Annotated in this window: 35 protein-coding genes, 1 pseudogene and 1 other annotated feature; of the genes and pseudogenes, 14 read left to right on the top strand and 22 right to left on the bottom strand. The window is 38.0% G+C overall.

From position 1 onward, the window contains the following. The 10 genes and pseudogenes from M4974_RS06000 to M4974_RS05955 all read right to left on the bottom strand — a co-directional run. A pseudogene (locus tag M4974_RS06000) lies at positions 1-380 on the bottom strand (polymer-forming cytoskeletal protein); the annotation flags it as partial. After that, positions 380-751: a helix-turn-helix transcriptional regulator gene (locus M4974_RS05995; protein ID WP_248715850.1), complete on the bottom strand. Its 372-nt coding sequence runs from the start codon at positions 749-751 to the stop codon at positions 380-382. The gene M4974_RS05995 and the pseudogene M4974_RS06000, both read right to left, overlap by 1 nt. Continuing rightward, on the bottom strand, positions 748-1,533 hold the full coding sequence (locus M4974_RS05990; protein ID WP_116585400.1) for an ATP-binding protein: 786 nt from the start codon (positions 1,531-1,533) through the stop codon (positions 748-750). Before M4974_RS05990 ends, M4974_RS05995 begins: the two co-directional genes overlap by 4 nt. Beyond that, positions 1,533-2,303: a helix-turn-helix domain-containing protein gene (locus M4974_RS05985; protein ID WP_248715849.1), complete on the bottom strand. Its 771-nt coding sequence runs from the start codon at positions 2,301-2,303 to the stop codon at positions 1,533-1,535. Before M4974_RS05985 ends, M4974_RS05990 begins: the two co-directional genes overlap by 1 nt. 22 nt (positions 2,304-2,325) lie before the next feature. Further along, on the bottom strand, positions 2,326-2,910 hold the full coding sequence (locus tag M4974_RS05980; RefSeq protein ID WP_089940497.1) for a DUF669 domain-containing protein: 585 nt from the start codon (positions 2,908-2,910) through the stop codon (positions 2,326-2,328). Further along, positions 2,907-3,587, bottom strand: a complete 681-nt coding sequence (locus M4974_RS05975; RefSeq protein WP_089940500.1) for an AAA family ATPase — start codon at positions 3,585-3,587, stop codon at positions 2,907-2,909. The genes M4974_RS05980 and M4974_RS05975 overlap by 4 nt, the downstream gene beginning before the upstream one ends. A 13-nt stretch (positions 3,588-3,600) precedes the next feature. Next, positions 3,601-3,999: a hypothetical protein gene (locus M4974_RS05970; RefSeq protein ID WP_248715848.1), complete on the bottom strand. Its 399-nt coding sequence runs from the start codon at positions 3,997-3,999 to the stop codon at positions 3,601-3,603. Then, positions 3,999-4,190 carry a hypothetical protein gene (locus M4974_RS05965; RefSeq protein ID WP_248715847.1) on the bottom strand — a complete coding sequence of 64 codons (192 nt, stop codon included), beginning with the start codon at positions 4,188-4,190 and terminating at the stop codon, positions 3,999-4,001. Before M4974_RS05965 ends, M4974_RS05970 begins: the two co-directional genes overlap by 1 nt. Before the next feature lie 214 nt (positions 4,191-4,404). Beyond that, positions 4,405-4,566, bottom strand: coding sequence for a hypothetical protein (locus M4974_RS05960; RefSeq protein WP_248706555.1), 162 nt, complete (start codon positions 4,564-4,566; stop codon positions 4,405-4,407). Positions 4,567-4,919: 353 nt separating this feature from the next. Continuing rightward, positions 4,920-5,615, bottom strand: a complete 696-nt coding sequence (locus M4974_RS05955; RefSeq protein WP_248715846.1) for an ORF6C domain-containing protein — start codon at positions 5,613-5,615, stop codon at positions 4,920-4,922. A 331-nt stretch (positions 5,616-5,946) separates the two neighbouring features. Between M4974_RS05955 and M4974_RS05950 the strand changes: the two genes are divergently transcribed. From M4974_RS05950 to M4974_RS05940, 3 genes are all read left to right on the top strand, one after another. Further along, positions 5,947-6,180, top strand: coding sequence for a hypothetical protein (locus M4974_RS05950; protein ID WP_248715845.1), 234 nt, complete (start codon positions 5,947-5,949; stop codon positions 6,178-6,180). A 62-nt stretch (positions 6,181-6,242) separates the two neighbouring features. Next, complete coding sequence (locus M4974_RS05945; RefSeq protein ID WP_089940434.1) at positions 6,243-6,467, top strand: hypothetical protein; 225 nt, start codon at positions 6,243-6,245, stop codon at positions 6,465-6,467. A gap of 201 nt (positions 6,468-6,668) precedes the next feature. Then, the gene (locus M4974_RS05940) at positions 6,669-6,848 is read left to right on the top strand and encodes a hypothetical protein (protein WP_248715844.1); all 180 of its coding nucleotides are present in this window, start codon (positions 6,669-6,671) and stop codon (positions 6,846-6,848) included. On the opposite strand, the gene M4974_RS05935 is transcribed toward M4974_RS05940, so the two are convergent. Then, positions 6,845-6,988 carry a hypothetical protein gene (locus M4974_RS05935; protein ID WP_248715843.1) on the bottom strand — a complete coding sequence of 48 codons (144 nt, stop codon included), beginning with the start codon at positions 6,986-6,988 and terminating at the stop codon, positions 6,845-6,847. The two genes, M4974_RS05940 and M4974_RS05935, sit on opposite strands and share 4 nt — an antisense overlap. 70 nt (positions 6,989-7,058) lie before the next feature. On the opposite strand from M4974_RS05935, the gene M4974_RS05930 reads away from it, so the two are divergent. Further along, entirely contained in the window at positions 7,059-7,286 is a 228-nt protein-coding gene (locus M4974_RS05930) for a hypothetical protein (protein ID WP_248715842.1), read from the top strand. Here the strand turns inward: M4974_RS05930 and M4974_RS07875 are convergent. Next, entirely contained in the window at positions 7,283-7,414 is a 132-nt protein-coding gene (locus M4974_RS07875) for a hypothetical protein (protein ID WP_256465625.1), read from the bottom strand. The two genes, M4974_RS05930 and M4974_RS07875, sit on opposite strands and share 4 nt — an antisense overlap. A 21-nt stretch (positions 7,415-7,435) precedes the next feature. After that, positions 7,436-7,684 carry an XRE family transcriptional regulator gene (locus M4974_RS05925; RefSeq protein ID WP_248715841.1) on the bottom strand — a complete coding sequence of 83 codons (249 nt, stop codon included), beginning with the start codon at positions 7,682-7,684 and terminating at the stop codon, positions 7,436-7,438. 140 nt (positions 7,685-7,824) lie between these two features. Here M4974_RS05925 and M4974_RS05920 point away from each other — a divergent pair, with 140 nt between their 5' ends. The 4 genes from M4974_RS05920 to M4974_RS07930 all read left to right on the top strand — a co-directional run bounded on the left by M4974_RS05920 (position 7,825) and on the right by M4974_RS07930 (position 10,463). Further along, a complete protein-coding gene (locus M4974_RS05920; protein ID WP_248715840.1) occupies positions 7,825-8,526 on the top strand; it encodes a helix-turn-helix domain-containing protein in 702 nt (233 codons plus the stop codon). Positions 8,527-8,535: 9 nt separating this feature from the next. After that, on the top strand, positions 8,536-9,312 hold the full coding sequence (locus tag M4974_RS05915; RefSeq protein WP_089940449.1) for an SHOCT domain-containing protein: 777 nt from the start codon (positions 8,536-8,538) through the stop codon (positions 9,310-9,312). A 68-nt stretch (positions 9,313-9,380) separates the two neighbouring features. Beyond that, entirely contained in the window at positions 9,381-10,076 is a 696-nt protein-coding gene (locus M4974_RS05910) for a DUF4352 domain-containing protein (protein ID WP_248715839.1), read from the top strand. A gap of 45 nt (positions 10,077-10,121) precedes the next feature. After that, on the top strand, positions 10,122-10,463 hold the full coding sequence (locus M4974_RS07930; protein ID WP_248715838.1) for a hypothetical protein: 342 nt from the start codon (positions 10,122-10,124) through the stop codon (positions 10,461-10,463). On the opposite strand, the gene M4974_RS05900 is transcribed toward M4974_RS07930, so the two are convergent. Continuing rightward, positions 10,460-10,603 (bottom strand): hypothetical protein, encoded by a 144-nt coding sequence (locus M4974_RS05900; protein WP_248715837.1) that lies wholly within the window; start codon positions 10,601-10,603, stop codon positions 10,460-10,462. The genes M4974_RS07930 and M4974_RS05900 overlap by 4 nt on opposite strands. Positions 10,604-10,625: 22 nt before the next feature. On the opposite strand from M4974_RS05900, the gene M4974_RS05895 reads away from it, so the two are divergent. From M4974_RS05895 to M4974_RS05880, 4 genes are all read left to right on the top strand, one after another. Further along, positions 10,626-11,063 carry a hypothetical protein gene (locus M4974_RS05895; RefSeq protein WP_248715836.1) on the top strand — a complete coding sequence of 146 codons (438 nt, stop codon included), beginning with the start codon at positions 10,626-10,628 and terminating at the stop codon, positions 11,061-11,063. Positions 11,064-11,496: 433 nt separating this feature from the next. Then, positions 11,497-11,994: a DUF6978 family protein gene (locus M4974_RS05890; RefSeq protein WP_248706550.1), complete on the top strand. Its 498-nt coding sequence runs from the start codon at positions 11,497-11,499 to the stop codon at positions 11,992-11,994. Between the two features lie 15 nt (positions 11,995-12,009). Beyond that, positions 12,010-12,816 carry a DUF1828 domain-containing protein gene (locus M4974_RS05885; protein ID WP_248706549.1) on the top strand — a complete coding sequence of 269 codons (807 nt, stop codon included), beginning with the start codon at positions 12,010-12,012 and terminating at the stop codon, positions 12,814-12,816. A gap of 111 nt (positions 12,817-12,927) precedes the next feature. Further along, positions 12,928-14,001: a site-specific integrase gene (locus M4974_RS05880; protein ID WP_248715835.1), complete on the top strand. Its 1,074-nt coding sequence runs from the start codon at positions 12,928-12,930 to the stop codon at positions 13,999-14,001. 234 nt (positions 14,002-14,235) lie between these two features. On the opposite strand, the gene M4974_RS05875 is transcribed toward M4974_RS05880, so the two are convergent. Next, on the bottom strand, positions 14,236-14,538 hold the full coding sequence (locus M4974_RS05875) for a hypothetical protein (RefSeq protein ID WP_248706547.1): 303 nt from the start codon (positions 14,536-14,538) through the stop codon (positions 14,236-14,238). Between the two features lie 622 nt (positions 14,539-15,160). Between M4974_RS05875 and M4974_RS05870 the strand changes: the two genes are divergently transcribed. Next, positions 15,161-15,523 carry a hypothetical protein gene (locus tag M4974_RS05870; RefSeq protein ID WP_248706546.1) on the top strand — a complete coding sequence of 121 codons (363 nt, stop codon included), beginning with the start codon at positions 15,161-15,163 and terminating at the stop codon, positions 15,521-15,523. A 123-nt stretch (positions 15,524-15,646) separates the two neighbouring features. Here the strand turns inward: M4974_RS05870 and M4974_RS05865 are convergent, their stop codons facing one another. The 6 genes from M4974_RS05865 to thrS form a co-directional block, all read right to left on the bottom strand. Further along, positions 15,647-16,510: a fructosamine kinase family protein gene (locus M4974_RS05865; RefSeq protein WP_248706545.1), complete on the bottom strand. Its 864-nt coding sequence runs from the start codon at positions 16,508-16,510 to the stop codon at positions 15,647-15,649. A gap of 158 nt (positions 16,511-16,668) precedes the next feature. After that, the gene (locus tag M4974_RS05860; protein WP_248706561.1) at positions 16,669-18,060 is read right to left on the bottom strand and encodes a nicotinate phosphoribosyltransferase; all 1,392 of its coding nucleotides are present in this window, start codon (positions 18,058-18,060) and stop codon (positions 16,669-16,671) included. Further along, positions 18,060-18,605 carry an XRE family transcriptional regulator gene (locus M4974_RS05855; protein WP_248706544.1) on the bottom strand — a complete coding sequence of 182 codons (546 nt, stop codon included), beginning with the start codon at positions 18,603-18,605 and terminating at the stop codon, positions 18,060-18,062. Before M4974_RS05855 ends, M4974_RS05860 begins: the two co-directional genes overlap by 1 nt. Positions 18,606-18,667: 62 nt before the next feature. Continuing rightward, complete coding sequence (locus tag M4974_RS05850; RefSeq protein WP_248706543.1) at positions 18,668-19,327, bottom strand: VTT domain-containing protein; 660 nt, start codon at positions 19,325-19,327, stop codon at positions 18,668-18,670. 72 nt (positions 19,328-19,399) lie between these two features. Next, on the bottom strand, positions 19,400-20,764 hold the full coding sequence (locus tag M4974_RS05845) for an amino acid permease (RefSeq protein WP_248706542.1): 1,365 nt from the start codon (positions 20,762-20,764) through the stop codon (positions 19,400-19,402). Positions 20,765-20,853: 89 nt separating this feature from the next. Continuing rightward, on the bottom strand, positions 20,854-22,809 hold the full coding sequence (thrS, locus tag M4974_RS05840; RefSeq protein ID WP_248706541.1) for a threonine--tRNA ligase: 1,956 nt from the start codon (positions 22,807-22,809) through the stop codon (positions 20,854-20,856). Between the two features lie 72 nt (positions 22,810-22,881). Next, positions 22,882-23,093, bottom strand: a binding site (T-box leader). Positions 23,094-23,369: 276 nt separating this feature from the next. Between thrS and M4974_RS05835 the strand changes: the two genes are divergently transcribed. Next, positions 23,370-23,837 carry a flavodoxin gene (locus M4974_RS05835; RefSeq protein ID WP_248706540.1) on the top strand — a complete coding sequence of 156 codons (468 nt, stop codon included), beginning with the start codon at positions 23,370-23,372 and terminating at the stop codon, positions 23,835-23,837. A gap of 30 nt (positions 23,838-23,867) precedes the next feature. Here M4974_RS05835 and M4974_RS05830 read toward each other — a convergent pair whose 3' ends face one another. Further along, complete coding sequence (locus M4974_RS05830; RefSeq protein WP_248715834.1) at positions 23,868-24,590, bottom strand: YebC/PmpR family DNA-binding transcriptional regulator; 723 nt, start codon at positions 24,588-24,590, stop codon at positions 23,868-23,870. Positions 24,591-24,657: the final 67 nt, after the last annotated feature.

Here is a 24,657-nt window from a genome sequence, read left to right as displayed (position 1 = left end):
TACACACGAGCATTTCCAGACACCCAAGCATCGCCAGACACACGAGCATTTCCAGACACACAAGCATTGTCAGACACCCAAGCATTGCCAGACACCCAAGCATTGCCAGACACCCAAGCATTGCCATACACACGAGCATTTCCAGACACACAAGCATCGCCAGACACACGAGCATTTCCAGACACACAAGCATTGTCAGACACCCAAGCATTGCCAGACACCCAAGCATTGCCAGACTGTTTTAGGTTGTCTTCTTTTTCGATAAAACCACCCAGTTCACCAGCAATTACAATTCCAAAACTAGTAACTGCTTCAATTCGGTAAAGTGTGTGACCATAACGTTCGATTGTTTCGTCCGTTAATTTATATTTTTTGCTCATCAATTCCACCCCTTCATCGCATCGACTGGTGTATTTAACCACTGTGACAAGCGACTCAAGACATAACTTCCTGCATTCCCTTTGCCAACTTCAAGTGCTCGAATGGCCTTTAAATTAACACCAGATTTAAGCGCTAGCTCTTCTTGCGATAGCCCAGTTGCTTCTCTTGCTTGTTTAAACTTGTTAACGTACTGATTTGGCTTAATAGTCGTAAATGCCCATACCTTTCCCGTACGTTCAGTTAGGACTCTAACTCGATTACTAGCTTCTCTGAAATTATCGTAGATACGCTGGTCACGTTCTTCAATACGGCCATCGTTAACGACAACAGCCTGAAATCTTAAGTCGTCTTTTACTGATCCAAATGTCATTCTCTGACGTCCTCCAATCCTTTGAATTTCAATTGATTCTCTGCTTTTTTGCTGATTAATCGGCTAACAACCTTGGGGTCATACTTAGCGATAATCTCTTTGGAATTTAAGTTAGTCGTGATGATTGTGGTGTAAATTCGCTGTCCGTTTTCATCTCTAGCTTGCCGAGCCTCTCCAATTTCAAAATAAAACCGCTGTAAGGTATCACTAGCTGAACCGTTGGCAACTTCGGTACCAAAATCATCAATCACCAGCACATCAGCCTTTTGCATGAGCTGCTTAATATGCTGAACGCGTCGCTGGACTTGTTCATCTCTGAACTGGTGGAGCTTCTCGGCTAGGGTAGCGATACTAATAAACATGACCGTCTTGTCTGACTGTTCTTGAATGTGGTTAATCATTGCTAGTACTAACGCTGTCTTACCTGTACCAGGTTCGCCGGCTACTGTGATATTGCGGCCAGCGCCCCGGAGAACCAATTCAGCTAACTTCCATGCCTGACGCTTAATTTCTAGGGCCCGTACTTTATCTTTTTGCAATTCTGGGTGCCATTTATCAAAGCTAAACGACTGCTTGCCCATCATGCCCCAGACGCTAAAGCGCTCAAATTCTTTACGCCGGCCGTTGATGATTGACTGATAAGCCTGTGCGTCAGCTTCTAGGTGATGGTTATAAAACCATTCCGCCTGCTCTTTAGCTGACATACTAGCTAAAGCCTGCTTAGCTTCTTGTACTTGCGGCAGCTTATCTAGTGGCTTTAACGCTTCTCCAATTGCCTGCATTACCAATCTCCATACTGTGCTGCTAATCTATCTAGATCGCTTTGCTTGCTAGTGATTGGCACGCTGTAATCATCTTCCCAACCCCGTTGGTTAAACCAGGTACTGCCATTCTTGATAAACCGTGACTCTGTACCGTCCCGTTCTAGTTTTTCACGGTAGGCCATGATGCCATCTTGAATTTCTTTGTTAGTAGTACCGCTCCGAATTGCTTTTCGATAAGCATTCATCGCACCACTAATCCCACCTTTGCCAACTTTCTTGGGATATAACTGCCATAGTTTTTCAAAGTCACCAGTCTCCGATTTGGTTAATTTACGAGAAGATGGCTTAGGTGTCTCACTCCCCTGTGAAGGGGTAGGGGTAGTATTACTTTTAGTATTATTATTAGTATTATTTATATTAGTATTAGTAGTTGCTGGTTTTCCGTTAACGGGTTTCCCGTCACCGGTTTCCCGTGACCGGTTTTCCGTCAACGGATAATCGTAAACAGATATTTCCAAGTTCCCAAACTTACCGTCTGCATTCTGTAGCTGTCGAGAACTGACATATCCTTTTTCCTCCAATTCCTTGAAGGCGTTTTGTGTTGCTTCACGGCCATTAGAAGCCCAGTCCTGCATGTTTGATTTGTAAAATACCCAGTCATCAGGTTTTGACAACATTTCTAGTAACAAACCCTTAGCCTGTAAGGACAATTCACAATCATTCACAGCCGAGTTATATACTTGCGTAAATCCAACTTTTCTATTTATTTTAAGAACTGATTTTTGCATATATAACACCTATACCAATTAATTAGAATGGCAAATCATCATCGCTGATATTTACTTGACTGCCGCTAAATGGATTGAACCCAGTTTGCTTAGCTTGTTGATGTGAAGTAGTTGAATTTACACTATTGCCGTTTGCTTGTTCAATGCCGTTCTTGGAAGCGTACATGTCTCGTGTAACGCCATTTGGTTCACTTCCATCTGGCAACTTAGGATTATGTGCCTTAACGTTTAAATTGATATTGCCGTTCCATTCACGCCAATCAACAGTTAGGCTCATTTCTTTGCCAATCATGCCCTTAACAAACTGATCAATGCTATTTACTTGAACCCCTGCATCAACACCAGCAGCAACAAGTAACGTATTAAAGCTCTTCTGTGAGCGTTTCATGGAGTCAGCATCAGACTCATCCCAAACGATATTGTCATAACGAATTTGTCCGCCTGTATAATCTCCGTCAGTCACTTCATAATTAAGGACTGCCATTTCCTTTCCTGTGCTAGTTTGTTTAGCTTCTGATGTTGGAAGCACTCGAACGTTATACTTACCAGCCTCTTCTACTGATGTACCTAATACATTGTTTGGATCTACTGTTACGTTAAAGCTCATGCTGTTTTCTCCTCTAATTTAACTTCCTGTTGTGGTTGTAGTAGTTCATTAGCACCAATTAAAGTGCGTTCATCTAAGCGATTTTTAGCGTGGTTTCCTTGTTCTGAATCCAAGTCAATATATCGTTTACTTTGCTCTTTGTAGATGCGACCAACGACATCAAATGGAGCTGTAAAAGCATTGAATGTCTTAGCGTTCATGTCTGCTTCAAACCGTCCTTTTCCATCTAGACCATTTGACCCATTATCGATTTGGTGGGCTGTTGCTAGAACTGTTTTTTTACTGCTTCTAAGTAACATACCCAAATCACGAAACCATACTTGTAGTTTCTGATAATTTTGACGGCCATCTTTACTGGCACCGTCAATATTTTCCAGCACCCAATTTTGCAAAGCCGTCACATTATCTAAAATGATGGTGTCAAACTTGTCGCTCATAGCTGCTTGGCTAATTAGCTGCCAAACATTACCTTGCAGATTTGGCGCATCTGAGTGGTCGAAAGCAAACACAAACGTGTCGTCTGTATCAACTAAAGCGTTATAACTACCGTCAAAGCTGAATAGCACCTTACGTCCATTAAACAATTTAGATAGGCTGGTTTTACCCGTGCCACCATCTCCGTAAATAAAGTACATATTTCCTGCTGGGACAATGTGGCCTGGTTGGAATGTAATCATATTCATTCACCCCTCATTCATATTTAAGGCGTTGGCCAGTAGTATAAACAATTACCTTATCTAGGTCTTGTTGGATATCTTCTCCATACTTTCGCTTTAGTTTTGCTGGAGATTTTACCTCGACAGCATCCCAACCATACTTTTTAACAAAAGCAATTTTTGTCTGTTCTGATTGGTCAATATCTGAACGCTCTGTTTCAGAAAAACAAATGTGCGGGAATTGTTCTCCTTTATTGAGTCGTTCTTTTAATACCTCGTCAACTTTCTTTAAAGCTGGATCGATTTCTTTTTTTCGATAAGCGATATTTTCTAACTGTTGAGGAGTGATATTTTCCAAAAACTTTTTATCGTTTAAATCTTTGACACCAAACTTCTCGCCCCATTGGTCAACAATCATTAATTCGTTAGCCATCAGTCTTCCTCCCAATCCAATTCTGTTAATATGTCATCGCCATCAATATTGTGTGCAAAGATACCAACATTCATATAGCCGTCATGAACTTGCTTAATGTAATCGCCTAGAGACGAACCAGCCACGATCGTTTGACCGCTGTCTTCTGTTAATTCGTAGACAGTGTCATAATCGTTCTCCAGGTCTTCCATCGTCATGTAACAGAATTTACCCAGTTGATTAGGTTCTGAACGCCAAGCCCGTACGACTTTCTGTTTAGCAAGATTTAAAGGCATATACCCCTCACCATACATCGGCTGTTCTAAAATGTTACTAATAGCCATATTTACCCCTTTCATGTGTTACAATTAGAGGTATAAATTTCTTTGCACGGACAATTTATACCCTGCGCTTAGCCGTTATTGGTTAGGCGCTTTTTTGTTGCTCTTCATTACGTTCTACGTCTCGCTTGATTTCATCATCAGTTGGGTTGTCATCGACCATAAATGCCATAATCATTAAACCGATGGCTGCGACAACAATCACCGAGATAATGAAGTCATTCAGCCACAAATTTAAAGCTCCCATCGGTCTACCTTTCCATTAAGCAAATTAGTTAACTGTTCTACTCTATCGTTTAAGCTAATTAACATTAAGAAGCTGACGAACAGTAATACTGTACTGAATACTAATAAAACCCATTCCATGTTTTACCTCCTATGCATATTTATTTGCCTTCTTGAAGAAGAAGTTGTTTAAGGCTAACCCATCATATTTAGGATGGGTTTTACTCGGTACTACTGGTTTTGGAAAACCTGGTTTATTTTTAAAATACTTTCGAAAGGTCTCATAAGACTTAATTTCCAGTTTCTCCATAATCTCGCCAATGGAATACATCTTAGTATTCTCAAACCTATAATTTGTAATATCAATCACCTCCCCTATGCTGTTTCTTGGCTAGCGCCACAGATAGCAAGTTCTAGCAAGTTATTAGGCTCCCAATTATTGAAGAACTTCTTAGCTTCATCGAACTTCTTCCGTGGTAATGCGTTGTAGCGTGGCACGTTGAATTGACGCTTGAATTCCTTGCTAATAGCTTGGAACACTTCGCTAGACAACTCTTTGTAAGCCTTGGTGTACTTGTCACCTAAGATTGCAAACACACGGTTACGGCGCAAGTTAAGCAGCTCTTGCTGTTCCCAGCTACGAATCTCTTGAGCATCTTCGAAATTGTCAAAGCGTTCTTCTAACTTGTTTTGCTTAGCTTCTTGTAACTTCAAAGCATCGTATGTTGTTTTTAAAATTGACAACGGATCAGTACTAATTGAATAACTGCCAGTTTGGCGAATACTTGGCAGCACTTCATGATTGACCCAACGCATAAATTTCTTAGCTTCTGCTTTTCGACTAGCCCCAATAAAGTTGTAAAGCCCCGCTTCACTAACAATGTTTGCCTCACCCTGACGACCTAAGTTGAACTTAGACCGTTCGTCATCTTCAAGACGATTCAAAGCTACCGTAGTGTTACTAAGATCTAATACCTTAGCCAAATCAGCAGCTACAAACCATGTCTCACCATTTTGTGTAACTGTACGTACATCTATGCTTTCAAAGTTAAACTTTGTTACTTCGTTCATTTACTTCTCCTTTTTGATAAAATAAAGTGTATTGCCCGCTTATACAGTGATGTATAAGTTGTATCGGGTGAATTCAAGGAAAATCTCTCTGAGACAACCCTGAGCTAAGCTACTAATAAGCTGAAATAATTAGTAGAAAGTGCAACGCATAGGCTGTGAGTGCTAACAATAATCAGCCCACGAGCGCCCGACAACTCCATGAGTTGAAAAGATATGCTGAACTGCATGGCAACATGTAGAAGTATTAGATAAAAAACTAATACGATAACAATTGAAGAAACAGAGCGCCCAAATTGCTGAATTAACTAACTCGTTTGACGGAGGTGCTACTATGAAGTTCGATACAATGATTAGTAACCCTCTTCCAAAGTCAGTTACAAGTACTGCTGAACTTATTCAAAATCAAGTAGATGCAATCAGTAAGATTGCTAATGGTATCAAAGTCCCTGACTTTACAAATGCCATTTCTGGTGTCGCTACTGTTGGTAATACAGCCGCCTATATGGTGGCTTTTTTGTTGCCGGGCACTCGTCGACTGATTATTGCTAGATACTTACCTTCCTAACTTGTGTGATATCCCTTTGTTACTGGCATTGCAGTGCCTAGTAAATTGAAAGGGAAAATTGTATGGATATTATTATCAGAACAAATAATAGGGCAAAGGCTTTACGGGCTATTATGGTCTATAATGTTATTTATGCTAAAACTTACTCATTTATGGGAGACCCTATTGACATTGATGATATTGAGAACATCGATATAAATGAAGTTTTTGGAAGCTTAACTTTAACCGGTGACACTAACCTATCAATTGATAGGGACTCAATTTCGTCAATTCAAGTAATTAAATGATTAATCCATCATTTTAAGAAGTTCCACTATTGCAAAAGCATTGGTGGTCTTTTTATTTTCTATATCGTTTTCAATTAAATAAATTAAGTATGGATAAATTTTCTGCCAAATTTCCATCGGCATGCTGTTCACTTCCTTTCTGTTTGGTTTTTGTTTAGTTTTGCTATACTTTCTTTATCAACTATGAAAGGAGGTATAGTCATGAACTCTGATGAAAAAGCTATTGAAATTTTGAAGGCAATGTATCAGTACAATGAAAGTTTGTTTGCAAAAATTGGCGATACAACTATTAGTCAAGTAGAACCACTCACTGCGGAACAAGCAGCCTTTGATTTCAACACCATCGTTCGAGAAATCACTCCAGGTTTAGATAACTACTAACCAATTGATTTCTTCAGCTCTACAATCGTTGCCGCGATTGTGGGGCTTTTTGATTTCTGACATTCATCACACAGTGACATGATTAATCGTGCGATACGTTGGTTAACATCCTGGCGTGATAGTAGCTTTTTATTTTTCATGCAATCGCCTCCTTTCTGTTTGGTTAGTTTTGCTATACTTTCCTTATCAACTATGAAAGGAGGTATAGTCATGAACGAAATTAATTCTATGCAAGATTTCCTTTATCAACAGCTAAGCGATGATAAAAAAGTAACCATTGTGTTCAGTAACGGTAAGGAAATCGAAGCTAATCATTTTATAAATCGTATTGGTGACAATGGTGTAACTGTTCAAAATATTGTTTCGAGTGAATATGTAAAATCTGTTACTACCTACTGCATCAATACTAATCAGATTAGCTATATCTACCAATCTTAGAAAAAACCTGTGGTTTTTAAGAGTTCAGCAATGGCGCCTACCATTTCTGGGCTCTTTTTTGTGTCCTTATCCTGAAGAACATCAATAGTAAATTTGAAAATTTCGTCAACAATTTTTCCTTCAACCATTTGCTACTCCTTTCTGTTTGATTAGTGGTTCTGTAATTCTTGGTTTGTTGCTTTTTTGTGACCACTAAATTCAAAAAAATAATGGATATCTTTATCCAAGAAATCAGATATTTTCTTAGCTTTATCTGGTCTAACAGGCATACCATTTAAATATTTAATAATCGAGGTGGGGCTTGTTGCAATGCTTCTTGAAAAACTATTGATACTGTTTCCACTAGAAGCAATAGACTCCCGCAACAGCATTGGGTCTTTAACTTTAAATGCTGTCATATCGTTAACTCCTTTCCTTAAGCTATGAACATAGTATAGCATTGTGGTTATTAAAGTGCAACACTTTTTTAATTAAATTTATTATTTTCGGTCACTTTTATATTACAATCACTACATAAAGACAACACAAAGAGGAATGTATGGTTGATAAACGTGATTTTGGAAACGCAATTAAAGAAATAAGAACATCTAAAAATATATCTGTTCGTCAAGCGGCCATTAAAGGTAATTTGTCACATTCATATCTTAGCCAAGTAGAAAATGGTCACAGAGAAATACCATCTCCAAAAACACTATATAAGATAGCTAAGGGAATACATATATCAAACGATGATATATTGACATTAGCTGGATTCGTTCCGGAAACAATACCTAATGAACTAACTATCTCATCCACTTTAGCCACTACATCTATCCCAATTTATGGTCGCATCGCTGCTGGTTACCCTGAAGGTGCTAAAGAGGATATAGATGGAAATATAAGAATAGACGATTATCTAATTAAACGTTATGGGAAAGATAACCTATTAGCACTCCGTGTTAACGGCGAAAGTATGAATAGAATCGTTCCAAATGGAGCAGTTGCAGTCTTAGCAAAAATTAACCCATCTGATATTGCTAATGGTGATGTGTGCGCAGTCATCATTAATGGTGATGCCGCTACTTTAAAGCATGTTTATCAATATCCAGATAGAATTCGTTTTGAACCAGATAGCTGGTTATCTGATTTTAAGCCGTTTGAATATAAAAAAGATGATGTTGCTAATGATAACCCACCTATTCAGATTATAGGTAAACTAGTTAGCGTTAGTTATGATTTTGATGGTAAAAATATTAAATGAGGAAACTATATGCCTAAAAAATGTGATATTAATGGTGAATCAATTGGTATTCTATCGCCATCATTTCGTTTGAAAGACGGAATTATTTGCAAAGATTGTACGCTAAAAAGCGGTTATCCCCTTCTGGGTCATGAAAATAAAAAGGATACTATTAGTAGGCTGAAAAACAAAACAGTCCAAGATATAAAACAAACTATATTAAAGATTAATACTAATAAAAAAGAAATAAAGAAAAATTCAATATATAACAGTGCTCCAGGACGGAATGTATTTGTTTATTTTGATGATGTTAATAAAATCGCTATGTTTGGCGATTTTGGATACTATCGCTACTCAAATATTAATTCTCATGAACTATATGTTGAGGTAGAAGACAGACAATCAACAGGGGCTGTTGGTGCAACCGTTGGAACACTAGTGCTTCCAGTTATTGGAACCATTATTGGAGGACTAGCTAGACGGGGCATAGATAAAAGTAAGTTTATAAGCTGTGGTTTAAAAATAACAGCAAACGGTAACGAGTTTACCGTTAAAACCAGTTTAGACATTGATAAAAATTCAAAAGCTAAAAAAATAGATAGTCCCTTTTCAACAGTAAATATTGCAATCAGACAAGCTGAAAATATTGACCAAAAACTTAATAAAATTGAAAAAGTATTTAATGATCAAAACCCATCAACCATTAGTTCACTCGATGATCTGACTAAATTAAAAGAGTTACTAGATAATGGCATTATCACTCAGTCAGATTTTGACGCAAAGAAAAAACAGATACTGGGATTATAAGCTGCAGGGGCAGCATACATATATGTGCAGTCAACTGATCCACACTAAAAGCTGTTGGGAGAAACGATGTGAAACAAGATGAACGAAAAGTTCTAGGCATTTTAGCAATCGTATTCGGGGGAATTGCTTTAGCTTTGTCGTGGGTACCTATCATTAATAATGTAGCTTTCTTTTTTGGGATTATTGCATTAATTTTAGGATTGATAGCTCTCTTAATTAATAGAAAAAACAAAAAAATATTGTCAATAATCGGTACTGTTCTAGCTGTTGCTTCTATCGGAATTGTTCTAATTACACAATCGGCATATTCTCACGCTTGGAACAAAGCTACCGAAACGGTCACCAAAGAAACCAAAGATTCAACTCCTAAAAAAGACACAAAGACATACAACGTCGGAGATACGGTTACTTACGATGGTGTTGAATACAAGGTAAACAAAGTTGATATGAATGATGGGGATGAATATCAGAAGCCTAGTGATGGGCAAAAATATGTGGTTGTTAATTTGACTATTACTAATAAATCTAAATCAAAGATTGACTACAATCCTACCTACTTTGCTATTGATGAAAACGGTAAGCAACCAGATAGTACTATTGTAGGTCCAAGTAGTGTAGATAAGATGAACAGTGGTTCTCTCGAATCCGGTGCAAGCATTACAGGAAACTTAATCGGCGAAGCAAAGCCAGATAGCAAGTTACAGCTTGTTTATAATGGTCTAACAAAAGATACCGATGACGCTTTCAAGATTAACTTGAACTAAATAAAAAAGCCCTCACGGGCGTACATAATTTTAACTATAAAGGTGGTGGCTAATATTGAAAGATTAGAAAAGGCATTACTATGGTTAGTAGGAACGTTTGCTACAGGTTCATTAACTATCTATGTAATACCAACAATTATTTATAATAAAAAATTCAATATTACCCTATTACTGTTTTTATGTTTTATTGAATGTTTAATTATCAATATTTATCAGTTTATAGTTATCGAAAGAAAAAATAATATTAATCAAGAACTATCAAATGAAAGGGATGACTTAGTCACCGAAAACGCAGAATTGAATCATAAAATAAACAGTTCTACTATTTCAAAAATACAAGTCAGTAACCTAACAATCAATAATAATGAGATACATGTAGACAATTAATGCCAAATCATATTAATAATATTTTTTACTGTATACCACACACTCGCAGCCAAACCAACATGTAAAACAAAAAGGAACAAAAAGCTCATCACTTTTGATGGGCCCCAAGATAACATAGTATCAAACCAATCTTTTTTCATTACACCTCCAGGAGAAATAACAATGTTAGAAAAAATTACCGAATTATATTATTTAAATGATGACAACAGTCCTGCGTATATTTTAACATTAGGAAACCCTCGTGCTGCACTTATTTCTGGAAAATTACATGTAACTATCTTTGGTGCAAAGTTAAATACAGAATATAAACTCTTCATTAATTCTAGAACTGTAGACGGGTATAAAGTCACTGAATTAAGACAATTAAACATAAATACATCTGAATTAACTGTTGATAGTGAATCTATGCTAGATAATAATAGTTTCATTTTGAATGCCTCATTTGATATACCGATAGAAGTTATTACTACAGGAAACACATGTATAACTAACTTATCATTAACGAAAAACAACGAGGAACTAGACAGTTCTCAGACATATAACATTGTTAAATTAGTACCGAATGTAAAACCAGGTCCAATGATGTCTGACTTTAAATAATTGATCATAGGGCATTCGTCAATCAATTTCTCTCCTTGAATATGCTTAATCCCTCTTTCCTGTTGACGATGTAAGTCCCAATAATATAGGCATTCACTAGAGCTAACTCTCTCTCTTTTAGTAAACAATGATACCGTTATCCCCGTGTATTCTAGTGATGTAAGTCCTAATACATACCGGGCATTCATCATCCGTTCTAAAAATTAACCCAATAATTCCAAATGTGCTTCCTGAATGATGATGTAAGTCCCCTCTACATATAGGCATTTGTTAGTGACTCCTTGTGAATATTTACATTTCCCACACTAACAATGTAAGTCCTACTACATAGTGCTGGGGAATCACGTTAAAAGCCAACCAAACCTCTCTTATATGGGGAGTGCTAACCTCCATGCCCTTCGGGGCGTACATAATTATATTAAGGAAATTTATAATGACAACATACGATTTAGACCATTTAACATTCATCAATAAAATTGAGCTATTGTATGCCGAAAAGTCTCTTAAACACTCAATGAAATTAGACGAATTATTGATTGCTCAGCTAATCCCTGTGATCAGTAGTGAAAAAATGAAGCTATATGACAAACATAATAACTTAGTTCAATTTAGTGAAGATGGTATACTATACGAAATCAACACTTATCAAGGTATTGAATCCGATCACTTTTCTGTTGGCATTCGATTTAACAAATATGATTATTTCATGATTAGATTTGATTTTGGAAAAACATTACGCCACACAAATAATATGAATACTGAAAATGAAGAAATAATTGAGGGATCACACCTTCATTTTTATTCTCATACTGATAAATCCGTTTCTAAGAATGTTATTCCTATTGATAAACTTAAAAAGTTTATACATTTGAATTGCTTAGCTGACACCTTACAAATGGTCATCCAATATACAAATATAATCATCGAATAACAGAGGAGATAGACTATGGACACTTTAAAGTCAAACGATTTAAAAAATATATACTTCGATTGGCTTTCTAGCGGGTTTAAGTATACCAATGTTGATGATAGGTTAATTTCAATCTCAACACCTTTCATTGATTCAGATTTTGATCATATCCAAATTTATGCACAAATATTAGACAATAATGAGATTCGACTTACAGATAGTGGATACACACTTTTTAATCTTGAATCACACGGCATTACAGTTAACAATCGGTCTAAGACAAGAAAAGAAATACTAGAAAATATCTTATCTGATTTTGGCATATTACTCGATTCTGATACAAAAGAATTAACAATTAAAACAGTCGCTAATAAATTTGGACCCGCTAAAAATCGTCTTTTACAAGCCATATTTAGAGTTAACGACTTAATTTATTTATCCAATTCAAAAATCAGCAGTAGTTTTAACGAAATGGTAGCAGAGATACTGACTGAATCTGAAATTAACTTTGTCCCTAGTTTTTCGGTTCCGTGGCACAATGGATCAGATTTACATTTTGATTTTAGTATCCCAAGCCACCGATTTGGAGAATCGCTGATTCAAACAACTGGTAGGCCTTATGATATTAACCAAGCCAAGATATTTAACTATGATGTATCAAGAATGCAATCAGTTAATCGTAAAGTAAACAAATACACACTATTAATTAATGACAGTAAAAGAAAAAGTACAAAAATCCAGGAAATATCAAAAACTGCTAAAAGTGAATTAACAAATAAAAATGTCTATATTACCCCTTTTACCGATGTTTTAGACAACCCCCAACTGTTATTACCAGCATAAAGGCTATAGGCCTTTTTATTTGTGCAAAAACGTGATTTTGAACATTTACAGTAGCTAATTATGATTGTAATTTGTCAAAATAGCCGTTTTGTTAATTTATAAGGGGTATCTATGGCTAGTATCTTTAAACGTAAAAATGCTAAAACTTGGACGGCTTCCGTATTTTTAACCGTTGATGGTAAACGAAAAACAAAACAGAAAAACGGATTTGCTACAAAAGCAGAAGCAAACGAGTGGGTTACAAAAGTTGAATATGAAAAATCACTCGGTAAACTAGGCAATTCAAATTCACTATTCATTGATGAGATGAAAAAGTGGTATCAAATATTCAAAGAACCAAAAATATCAAGAGAAACAAAACTTTGGTATCAGAATGCTATTCGCATTGCCAATGAGCAGTGGAAAAATAAAAAAGTAAATGAAGTTACTGCTGCCCACTTTCAAACACTGATTAATGATTATTCACAGGAACACGTTCAGTCATCAGCTAATCGAATTAAAACGATCATCACCGCTTTTGTACGTTACGCCGTAGATGAGGAAATAATTAATCGAGATTTTACCAAAAACGTTTACGTCGCGGCTAAAAAGGCAGGTAAAAAACCAATTGATAAGTTTCTCGAAGATGATGAGTTAAAGAAACTAATGAAAAGAGCTAAGGAGTCAAATGATTTATCAGCCCATATGATTATTACGCAACTCATGACCGGTATGCGCTATGCTGAAACGGCCGGGCTAACTCCTACAGATGTTGACTTAGAAAATAAAACAATCAGTATTAACAAAAACTGGGATTTAGTTACTCAAAGTTTTAAGCCAACAAAAACGCCATCATCTAATCGAACTATTAGCATATCTGATGAGTTGGTCGACCTATTCAAAGTATGGGGTTTTGGCAAGCAATTTGTCTTTGAAGGCCGTAACGGATTTCCGTTGACAACGAATGGTATTAACAAATCCCTTAGAGAATTTTTAATAGCTGATGATTCAAAAATAATAACTTCTCATGGTCTTCGCCACACACATGCTAGTTACCTTTTAGCGAACGATGTATCTGTCCAATATGTAAGCGAACGATTAGGACACGCTAACGTAAATATTACGCTTGAAATATATGCCCACCTTTTCAAGAGTAAAAGAGAGCTGGAAGATAAAAAAGCGCAAGATCTAATCAACAAATTATAGTGCACGACTTTTGCACGACTGCACGAGTAAAAGTGTTTCAAAACGTGATAAAGCGCTTCAAAACACAACTAAAAAAAGACGATTTAAAACCTTTATGAACATTGATACATAAACGTTTATCAGCATAAACATTGGTATTAGTGCTTTTATCTATTTTATTAGTAAATGCAGGGTGGACGCATTCAAAAAAGACGGCTCTTTACTAAAGAGCCGTCTTTTTATTTACCATCAAACTTATAGCCAATCCATGTGATCCCCATAATTGAGGAATCCATTTGATAAATCTTCTCGCATGGACTTCCGTCGATTCGAGCGCATTTCTTTATCTTTTCGACTGTGATTGATAAACTGATCATTCACGTCACTAGCCTGTTGAATATAACGCTCGCGTTCATTCTGTTGCTTTTCTTTGCTTTCAGAATCTTTCCCAAAGTTATCTGGATTATAGTAACGAACTCGTGGCAAAATCTTTCCTTTCGTGCTTCCATCAAAACATTGATAAAGGCCCATATAAAAATAAGCCTTTATTTTGCTCATTATATTACATAATTAAAAAATGACAAATGTATGTAAGCTGCTTATTTAATAGACATCATTAACAATTTATTTAAAAACAAGTCTTTAAAACCCCTATAAATGTGAAAAAATACTTTTATCAGCCATTTTTTATAATTTTAACACGAAAATAGTCCTTAAATTTATTTCCCTTTCTTTTTTATAAATATCATTATTTCGTCCAATTTTTAAAGGTATAGTTCGATCTAAATCTTATACATCAAATTTCTTTCCCACTGTGTACATGATTGGCCTATTTTTATTTTTTTACTAAAAAACCACCGATATCTTATGCTAAGATGTCTTTAGTTGCATTTTTTCAAACAAGTTATTTTGTGAAAACGGCAACACTTAAAGCTAAAATTAAAATTTCTCGGGGCTTTCACTAGCCAATATATGAACACAATCTCACGTGCTGCACTAGTGATATAAGTCCCTTAAATATTGGGCCTTTGTCAGTCGTTTTAACCTCAAAGCGTGACGGCGTTGTAATCCTACCACTGACAATGTAAGCCCCAGTACATACGTGCAATTCACGTTAAAAATTATCATCGCTACAGCGATAACCTTAATTCTGTCAATGATTTATCACGGGGAGTACAAAATGATAATGAACCAGATTGGTTATTTATACCTATCTAAAATTGGCTTAACCACGCCCACCACTACGATTCAACGGACTGATTTTTATATTCAATTTTCCATTTGTTTTGGTGCTATCAATTTTGCCCTACTAAACATGCATAAAATCTCCTTTCTTTACAGTGAAGTCAATGAAAATCAAGAAATACCACTGGTTTGGAGTAAAAAACGAACAATAAAGTTCAGCCAACCTAATCAAAAATTTGTCATCAATGACGTTCGCATGCCCTATATCAAGGATGGCGTTTATCGCGTCAGCATGTTTGTTTCCGATGAGAATGATCAATTAATTACGACTTCATCAACCCTAATCAACGTTTCCTAAACGCTAGTCCTTCATTGCCATATAAATTTTGATCATCCTTTTAAATTTCTTCAAGCTATTAATATAAGTTCTATCTATAAAACACCCCAACCGCCATGACCCCCGGTTGAGGTGTTTTTCTGTTTAAAAACTAACTAATAAATTATTTAAACGTGGCGCATATATGTCACCAAAACGCACAAAGTGCATCAAAATGTAATAGAATTCATACCACTTCATTCGCTCTTGCCAGCCATCATCTAGTGGGAAGTTTTCCTGATAACTTTCATAGAAGTCTTCATTAAAACCGGCAAAAACACGACTGATTCCCAAGTCATATTCGCGATCTCCATAAAAAGCATTGGGATCAATTAAAACAGCGTGCCCAAATTGATCAAACATAAAGTTGCCCGCCCATAAATCACCATGAAGTAAAGAAGGTTTAACTGTTTGAACGTGGGCATCTTGACGAATTTGTTCCTTTAAATTATCAAAATGGTCGCCCCGCTGAGTTAACCAAAACTTGGCTTGCTGAGCCTGTTTCATCAGGGGCTCTAAACGTTGTTTAATGAAAAATTCACCCCAGTTATCCTGCCAACTGTTATCTTTAGGCACAAAATCAACTAAGTTATTCAATTCAAAACCAAACTGCTCTGCCGTTTGTCGATGCAATTTAGCAACAGTAGCCCCTAAATCATCTTGGTAGCCACGACCTGATTCAACCCAAGTCAAGAGCAAATAAGCACTACCCTGTACCTCTCCTTGTGCCATCACTCTTGGAACCGATACAACTTCACCCAAGGCTGTTAAACTAGCTACCTCGCTGTCAAAGAAACTAGCTGGATGATCCGGTTGCACCTTTAAGAATAGATGCTGATTACCACTGTACAAAGAATAAGCTAAATTAATATCTCCACCCGAAACAGCCTTTAAATTATGCGGGTCTTGCAAGTGTAAACGACTAATAAAGTCTTCATTTACCACATTCTTTTTACTAACTTTGGTCATTAATTTCTCCTCTTTTGGGGTTAAAAAAACAAAAAACAGCTCCCGAAGGAAGCTGCTTTTGAGAAAAAAGGGCCGATAAAATTGTAAATTCTTTGAATATGCAATAAATCAGTCCGCATCTTTTCCTCCGTTTGTACTAACGACAGTTTAGCACTTTTTTAAAAATCGTGAAAGTTTTCAGCCCGAGCAAGCATTGAATTTACATCAATTTGCTTCATGTAACCGTTATCATAAACAGTCTCTAATAAATCTTGCCCAGGGTGATTAGCAGGTACGGTAATAATTTTACCCTGGGCATCGTAGATAACCTTCATCTGACCTGCTTTTGAAATCTTAGAAGAATCAGTTTTAGGACGTTTTTGAATTTGCAGGTGCTCTCCGGCTGTATTTTCAGCATAAGCCGCCTTAATAGCAAAACGCTCAGTATCACGGGTAAAACCTTCTTGCAACAAGCCCCCACCAGATCCAACCACCAAATTATCGCTAGACCAACCATGGTCTAATAGAGTTTGGTAAAGTTCAATCATGGTATCAGCATTCATACCATCGCCTTGAATTAAGCCAACATTATAATTTAAGACACGATACCCTTTCTCATTTAAACTAGTACCAAATATTTCAGCCAGCAAATCTAAAATTTTTAAATCAACGGTTTGTGGATCACCAGAATCAGGACGCAAGACAACTCGCCCCAGTCTGTTTTTAATCCGTTCCTTTATAGTCGATGAGCCAACCACATTTTTTACAAAATTAAAAGTATCGTAAGAATCAATCACAATTGACACCGGTGCATCATCCGGTGTCCGGCTTAGCTGGGCATTTAGATAATCAAACTCCCCCTGCCCCTCGCCATAGGCAGTCGCTACTGAATGTTCAGTGGCCCAAATTGACAAGGCCCGCCCCTCTAAACCATAGACTGAGGCAAAATAGCGACTGGCAGCCATATTATCAGAGCCACGGAAATGTAGTAAATGAGCACTACCCCCACGTTCACCGGATTCCAGTGAAGTTGCCCCCCGTAGACCAAAGTCATTCACCATAAAGGGCAAATTTTCCATGGAACCACTTTTTTCAACTAAGGGCGCTAAGCGTTTTTTAATGTACATTGAATTAGTCGCAATCGTCGTTGGATACCAAACATGCATCAAGATAGTTTCCAAAGCATTCAAACTAGTCGCAAACCAGCTTTGCGTGGACTCGATTGTAAATAAAACAGTCCCAGTTGGAACAATCATACCTTCTGGTAAAGCCTTGATTTTAACCGGAAAATGACCTAAGTCGCGCACCTGCTCCCAAACTGTCCGGTTGAAATAGCCATCATTGCCAAAGGTTAATTCAGCCACTTTTTGAGCTTCGTCAATCATGGCATCGGTGACTGGCTGAGTAAAGTAGTCGTTTAAAATCATCGACATACCAAACCAAGAAATATGATCATATCGACCACCCTGGCGGGCTTCGCCGTAGGAATACAGCTTAGTAATGTTTTGTGGATATTGCAGATGATGCGTTAATTTGTAGGCATCGGTCGCCAAAATGATATTGGTCATTATTACATCTCCGTAGGATTACTACTAGTTAAGAGCGGCGTCAAATCGCCGTAGTTTTGATCAGTTGCTAAACGAATAATTCGCCAATCATACTGAGCGTTATTATTTTTTTCATCGATGTAAGGATCGTAAAAACCTCGGGTCTGTAAGATTAAATAACCAGCAAAAGCTTTTATAAATTCGGCATTGCTAGACACGGTTCGAACTAATTTACCAGCTTGAAACAAACCAACTGCTAACTGATCACCAGCCCACTCACCTTCCAAGCTCCACTTTAAACTAATCCAATCCGAACTAGTAATTCCCAAATTAAAGAGATAATCACTGGTCAATCGGATGTGAATCGGGTGTTCTTGGGTTTGACTAGCATTGCCCCGTTGATCCAATACCTTCGAGAAAACCAAGCATAGTTCCTCAATTTGACTAGCACTGGGCATCACCTGCCCACCTTGCCAACTAGCCAATTGATCGATACCAATCTGCAAAGCTTCTGCTAAATCTTGATCCGATATTTTGGTTAATTCTTGTAACTTTTTAATATTATTCATATACCTATTATACCTATTTTTGAGGGTAGAAAAAAAGATGCCCGCGGCATCTCTAATCAATATTAATCGGCTTTACGTTTTTGGAAGAACGATCGACCCACAGCAATAATCGTTGGTAAAAGTGAAACCAATACAATCCCTAGAATAATCGCTGAAAAATGTTCTTGGAAGAAAGGAATATTGCCCAATAAAGCCCCAGCGCCAGTTGCTAGAAAACTCCAAGAAAAGGCAGCAATTAGAACATAGCGGAAAAATGTACTAAATGAAAAATGACTAACACCTGAAACAAAGGGTACAAAAGTTCGAATAATTGGTACATAACGTCCTAGAATAATCGCCGTGCCACCATGCTTTTCAAAGAAAGCTTCAGCTTCTTTAATGTTCTGTTCTTTAATCATTTTATTGAATGGTGGTTTTTTCAGTAACTGATAGCCACCGGTATGTCCAATCCAATAATTTAAGGTATCCCCAGCCACAGCGGCAATGAAAAATAGCACCATGAAAAGCCAATGATTTAAGCCAGCTGCCTGTCCAGCAGCAGTCATTGAAATGGCACCAGCAGCAAAAAGCAAGGAATCACCCGGAAGGAAAGGTAAAACGACGGCACCCGTTTCCACAAAAATGATGATAAATAAGATTACATAGGTCCATGGACCAAATTGTTGGACAATATTGGCCAAATGATGATCAATGTGTAAGACAAAGTCAATTAAAAAAGACATGTAAAGCTCCATTCGATTTAAGTAAGTCCATTGTAACAAGGGATGTATTAAATAAACTTTAAATTACTTAGTTCAAGTTTGCGGTTGTAAGCGTGCAATTAGCCCAAAGACGACTAACCATAGCGTTGCTCCGATTGCTGGTATGACCGAATCAGGGTTAAAGAAAAGCGTAATATAAATCAAAACAAACATAATCAGAGATAAAGGAACGGCCACTTGGGGGAAGTCCATCAGGAAGCCATCCTTGAGATAATCACTGGACTTACGGTATTTCCAGTAGGCAGCCAAAGTCAAGATATAAATCATTAAGAACAGATCAGTCGAGGCACTCGTTACAAAACTAAAGGCGTCTGTAATTTGCGGAATGAGACTGATAATAGCTGAAAAAGCGACTACTAATGAAGTAAAAAAGATCGCATTAGTTGGCAAATTATTCTTTGACATCTTAGCAAAAGGCTTTAAGAAGTTCCCATGGGATTCAACTGCTAGGGAATAAAAATTACGACTAGCGGTAAACAAAACCGAGTTTAAAGCCGAGGCTGCACTGGTCAAAACTACAAAGTTAACCAAGGCCGCCGCCCAATTAATCCCAGCTAATTCAAAGACCATCACAAAGGGACTTTGGTTAGCCGGAATTTTAGTCCATGGGTAAATGGTCATAATAATAAACAAGGCTCCCAGGTAAAAGAACAATACACGCCAGGGAATCTGATTAATGGCCTTAGGCAATACTTTTCGGGGATTTTCAGTTTCAGCCGCCGTCATCCCGATAAATTCCATTCCCACAAAGGCAAACATCACCATCTGAAAAGCATTGACAAAGTTACCAACGCCATTGGGGAAAAGACTAAAGTGCTGCCAAACATTGCTAAAAGCTACTGGCCCGGCAGCGGTTTTAAAGCCAGTCAAAGCCATCATAACTCCAGTGACAATTAAAGCCAAAATGGCCACAATTTTAATCATGGCAAACCAAAACTCAGTTTCACCATAAAGGGCTACGGCAATCAAATTAACGGCCGTTAAGACCAGTAAAATCACAATTTGGATAATCCAACTAGGCCAGTGGGGAAACCAAAACTGAACATACTTAGCAATCGCTGTTAGTTCAGCCATCCCCATGAAGGCAACCGTTAACCAATAGGACCAGCGAGCAAAAAAACCTGTTCGATTACCTAAATAACGACTAATAAAAGTAATAAAAGTGTGCTGATTAGGATCTGCATATAGCATTTCCCCAATCGCACGCATCACCACAAACATCAACAAGCCAATAATGGCATAAATCAATAAAATAGCTGGTCCAGCAAAATGAATGGAATTACCCGCACCCATAAAGAGTCCGGTCCCAATTGTACCGCCAATCGCAATCAATTGAACATGTCGATTTTGAAGACCTCGCTGCTGTTCCTGGTCCTGATTATCTTGATTTAAAGACATCATTTTCTCCTTTACTGAAAATATAAGATAAGGCACCCAACAATCCTGCTCATCGTTGAGTGCCTGCCTTAATTAATTTTTATTAGAAATTACTTTTCGCGTGAGTAATTTGATACATCCGCCACAACTTGACCCTCAAAATCAGCCAAACTCATTGTCTTAGTTTGATCTTGACCGTACTGACGAACAGTAACTGTTTGACCTTCAATTTCGTCGTCCCCTAATACCAAGGTATAAGGAATCTTATTGGTTTGGGCTTCACGAATCAAATAACCCATCTTAGCATCCTTAGTTTCAACATGAGCCCGCAACCCAGCTGCTTGAAGCTGCTTTTGAACCTTACGAGCATATTGGCCATGCGCCCCCAAGTTAACTGGGATAATTTGAACCTGCAAAGGTGCCAACCAAGTTGGAAAAGCACCCTTATACATTTCAATCAAGTAGGCTGTGAAACGCTCCATTGTACCAACAATTCCACGATGTAGCATCACTGGCCGATGGTTGTCTTGACCATCTTCTCCAACATAAGTCAAATTGAAGCGATCAGGCAAAAGGAAGTCCAACTGAATGGTTGATAGCGTTTCTTCTCCACCCAAGGCAGTCTTAGTCTGAACATCCAACTTAGGCCCGTAGAAAGCAGCTTCCCCTTCAGCTTCGTAATAATCCAACTTCAAGTCGTCCATAGCCCGCTTTAACTGAGCTTGTGACTTTTCCCACATCTCATCATCATCAAAGTACTTATCCGTATTTTCTGGATCACGGTATGACAAACGGAAGCGGTAATCAGTAATGTTGAAATCTTCATAAACGCCCATCATCATTTGCAAGATAGACTTAAATTCTTCTTCCAACTTTTCTGGTTCAACGAAAGTGTGGCCATCATTTAGGGTCATTTCACGCACCCGTGACAAACCAGTTAAGGCGCCTGATTTCTCATAACGGTGCATCATGCCTAATTCAGCGATACGCATTGGTAAGTCACGGTAAGAACGAGGCTTGTGCTTATAAACCATAATGTGTGATGGGCAGTTCATTGGCCGCAATTCTAAGAATTCGCCATCACCCATATCCATTGGTGGGAACATGTCATCTCGGTAATGATCCCAGTGTCCAGAAGTTTTATACAAGTTCAAGTTTGACAAAACTGGTGTGTAGACGTGCAAGTAGTCGTTTTCTAATTCTTTATCAACAATGTAACGTTCTACCTGACGACGGATAGTTGCCCCATTTGGCAACCAAACTGGTAAACCAGAACCAACTTCTTGACTAGTAAAGAAGAGGTCTAAGTCACGGCCAATGGTGCGGTGATCACGTTCCTTGGCTTCGGCTCGACGTTGCAAGTCAGCTTCTAAATCGCTATCCTTCCAAAAGGCCGTTCCGTAAATACGTTGCATGACTGGGTTATCAGACTTACCACGCCAGTAGGAACCAGCAACAGAAATCAACTTAAAGTGCTTAATCCACCCAGTTGATGGGACCAAGCCACCCTTATCAAGTTCAATATGGTCACCTTGGATAGCAATAGTAATTGGCTCATCGGCTGGTAAGTCTTCAATTAATTCAATCTTGTAAGGATCATTGGCAAACATCTTTAATGCTTCATCACGAGAAATTTTGCGAGAAAGGATTGGCAAATCTTCCTTAACAATCTTGTGCATCATAGCTTCGATTTCAGGAAAATCTTCTACAGAAACCTGGTTCCCGGCACCATTGTCAGTGTCGTAGTAAAAGCCATTTTCGATGTAAGGGCCAACCCCAAAGTGCATCTCTGCAAATTTTGGCAAGCGCTTAAGCGCTTGAGCCAACAAGTGCGAGGCTGAATGACGTAAGATGTCACCGGCCTCTGCATCAGCAGTGGTAATTAATTGAAAAGCACCACCGTGCTTGATTTCATCATGCATCCCCACATAATGACCGTCTAGTTTAGCTGAAACGGACTTTTTAGCCAAAGACTTAGAAATTTGATTCGCAACGTCAATTGGTTTTACGCCTGCTTCATATTCCTTTACAGCCCCATCTGGGAAAGTTAACTTAATTGTTGCCATAATATACCTCTTCTTTTACTCGTTTGCAGTGACAGGATTTTCCTAAAAAACGTCCCTTTGAACAATATTGTTCAAAGGGACGTTTTACCGCGGTACCACCCAATTGACCTGTTGTTAAAAACAGGCCTCTCTTTTAACGGTTAACGGTGTCACCCGGATCAACTTTCCATCTACTCGCTAATCACTCAAAGGTAGTCCGATTACAACCAAGCTACCTACTCACACCAAATGTAGGCTCTCTAAAAACTTGAATCATAACAGGTTGTCCTTATCACTGCTTATACCGGTAGTCTAGCACAAATATTGCGCTGACACAATTATTTTAAATCTTCTAAAACCTGCGCCAAAGCTTGACGGGCAGTATCGTCATGATCCAAAATTCCATTATCATAAACCGATTGTAACGCTTGAATTTGACTTTTTGTTAAGGCCATTAGTAAACCACTCCTTTAATATAATCTGCTAGTATTGTACCGCATTTTCTAAGTGGATGTACTGTAACTGGCGACATACTTAAAAGTAGGTATAATAATATATTAATACGCACAGGAGGATTTACAATGGCCCAACACCCCTTAAACGCTCAGGTGGTTTTTGCTACTATCACGGGTAACAATGAAGCTGTAGCGGACATTATTATTGATCAACTAAAACAGGCTGGCTTGTCAGTTAAAAAAAGTGAAATCAGTCAAACTGAAGTAGAAGAGCTCCAACAAGTCGATATTGCGATCATTGTGCCCTACACCTATGACCAAGGTTCCCTACCAGATGAAGGACTAGATTTCTTTGAGGATTTGGCCGACGTTGATTTAACCGGGGTTGTTTATGGAATTGCTGGTTCAGGCGACTTATACTACGGTGATACCTACTGTTTAGCCTTGGACAGCTTTGAAAAACAAATTCAACCGACCGGTGCAACTCAAGGAGCAGAAATTGTCCGGATTAATTTACGGCCTAGTGCCGAGGATGCGGTCATTTTAAAATTATTTACTGATCAAATTATCGCCCAAGCCCAAGCCTTACAATAAAAAATTGTCCCATAATTATGGGACAATTTTTTATTCAGCAGTTGTATAAACCGCCAAAACATCTTCATTTTCTTCCAATTCATCAACTAGTTTATCTAGCTTTTCACGGTCTTCACCGTCGATGGCCATTGGATTTTGTGGAATCATTGTTACTTCTGAATCGGCAAAAGTATAGCCAGCATCAGTTAAAGCAGCTTCCACAGTCTGAAAGTCAGCTGGTTCAGTATAAATCTCAAAAGCTTCGTCAGAAGTTTGAACATCTTCAGCCCCCGCCTCTAGGGCGGCTTCCAAAATTGTATCCTCATCCAAATCAGGGAATTCTTCGCGATCAATTACTAGGTAACCCTTACGATCAAATTGGAAAGCAACGGAACCACTAGTTCCTAATGAACCACCAAAGTGCTTGAAAGAATTACGAACCGTTGAAACCGTACGATTAATGTTATCAGTCGAAGCTTCCACTAGGACGGCTATTCCGGCAGTACCATAACCTTCATAAGTGACTTCTTCGAACTTAGCCCCACCAGCACCAGAAGCCTTATCCAAAGCACGTTGGATGTTGTCTTTTGGCATGTTGGCTGCCTTAGCCTTTTCAACTACTAAACGTAGGGAAGAATTCATTTCGGGATCTGCACCGCCAGCCTTTGCCGCAACATATAAATCGTGGGCTAACTTTTGGAAAATTTTTCCTCGCTTAGCATCCTGGGCATTTTTACGACCTTGAATGTTATGCCATTTACTGTGTCCTGACATTGTGTCATCTCCTTAAACAATACGAATAGTCTTTATTTTACCAAAAAAAGAAGTCTAAGACTAGCAC

It is taken from the genome of Convivina praedatoris (assembly GCF_933208495.1).
GTDB classification, from domain to species: Bacteria; Bacillota; Bacilli; order Lactobacillales; family Lactobacillaceae; genus Convivina; species Convivina praedatoris.
This window is presented reverse-complemented; position numbering and strand designations above follow the sequence as displayed.